This window comes from Pseudoalteromonas sp. TB25 (genome assembly GCF_000497995.1).
GTDB lineage: Bacteria > Pseudomonadota > Gammaproteobacteria > Enterobacterales > Alteromonadaceae > Pseudoalteromonas > Pseudoalteromonas distincta.
Window position 1 is genome coordinate 1 of sequence record NZ_AUTI01000006.1, and the last position, 1,354, is coordinate 1,354.

3 protein-coding genes are annotated in these 1,354 nt (G+C 42.2%); 2 read left to right on the forward strand and 1 reads right to left on the reverse strand.

The window, feature by feature from the left end; translation table 11 throughout:
- On the reverse strand, positions 1-268 hold a 268-nt coding region (locus L652_RS1000000124335; protein WP_275451725.1), incomplete at its 3' end, for a DNA gyrase subunit A.
- Between the two features lie 176 nt (positions 269-444).
- On the opposite strand from L652_RS1000000124335, the gene ubiG reads away from it, so the two are divergent.
- Both ubiG and L652_RS0100080 read left to right on the forward strand, forming a co-directional pair.
- Positions 445-1,155: a bifunctional 2-polyprenyl-6-hydroxyphenol methylase/3-demethylubiquinol 3-O-methyltransferase UbiG gene (gene ubiG, locus L652_RS0100075; RefSeq protein ID WP_024597262.1), complete on the forward strand. Its 711-nt coding sequence runs from the start codon at positions 445-447 to the stop codon at positions 1,153-1,155.
- A partial coding sequence (locus tag L652_RS0100080; RefSeq protein WP_029770070.1) for an HAD hydrolase-like protein occupies positions 1,155-1,354 on the forward strand: 200 nt, incomplete at its 3' end. The genes ubiG and L652_RS0100080, both read left to right, overlap by 1 nt.

Consider the following 1,354-nt stretch of genomic DNA (forward strand, 5'->3'; position numbering starts at 1 on the left):
CTATCGTGTCATAAACTGCACTGTCGCCGTGTGGGTGGTATTTACCGATTACGTCACCGACCACACGGGCCGATTTTTTGTAAGGCTTGTTCCAGTCATTACTAAGCTCGTTCATTGCAAACAAAACGCGGCGATGAACAGGTTTTAAGCCGTCACGTACGTCTGGTAATGCACGTCCTACAATTACGCTCATTGCGTAATCTAAGTAGGAGTTTTTTAACTCGTCTTCAATATTGACTGGCAGAATTTCATTGGCGAGATCAGTCATTTGATATCACATTCCTTCAGTATCAGCTCTCAACAACCCGGTATTGGGTATTAAGAGTATTGTTATTATTTCTAACAGCCATGCTATCACAATTAATTTTAATTTACAGGCGCAAAACTTTGCGATTTATCAATTTAGCCCTATATAATGGCCTCAGATTGACGAGGAAGTATTTTATGACCGAACATCAAAATGTAGATCACGCAGAAATAGCAAAATTTGAAGCCATCGCCGAGCGTTGGTGGGACTTAGACGGAGAATTCAAACCTCTTCACGAAATTAACCCGTTACGTTTAGATTTTATAGCAAACAAAACGCAAGGCTTATTCGATAAAGAAACACTCGATGTTGGCTGTGGTGGCGGTATTTTAAGCCAAAGCATGGCGCGCATGGGCGCAAAAGTAACTGGCATCGATATGGGGCAAGAGCCTTTAACTGTTGCTAAGTTGCACAGTTTAGAAACTGGCGTAAATGTAGATTACATAAAAGTGCCAGCAGAAGAGTTTGCATCGCAACACCCAGAGCGCTTTGATGTAATAACCTGTATGGAAATGCTTGAGCACGTTCCCGACCCAGCATCTATCATTCATGCCGTAGCTGCACTTGCCAAACCAGGCGCAGACGTGTTTTTTTCAACCCTGAACAAAACACCTAAAGCATATTTATACGCTATTGTTGGTGCTGAAAAGCTTTTAAAAATGGTGCCTGAAGGTACACACGACCATAAAAAGTTTATAAAACCTGCACAGCTTATTACATGGGCAGAGCAAGCGGGTTTAAAAGTTCGTGCAAGTACAGGCCTTTCTTATAACCCACTATCAAAGCAATATACGCTCAATAGTGACGTTAGCGTAAATTACATACTGTACTTCGAGAAGTTAGCTTAATGGCTAACTCTCAAGCCCCCCTCCCCCTTATTGAGTACGATGCATTTTTATTTGATTTAGACGGCACTCTACTCGACACCGCTGAAGATTTAGGTGCGGCTTTAAATGCAGTTCTCATTAATAATAAAATAGAGCCTGTTAGTAGTGATATATACCGTCCTGCGGCATCTAACGGCGCAGGCGCATTATTAGAGGCTGG

Excerpts from the sequence above, each read along its gene's own strand:
- ubiG (WP_024597262.1), top strand. The coding sequence starts at position 445 with ATGACCGAACATCAAAATGTAGATCACGCAGAAATAGCAAAATTTGAA.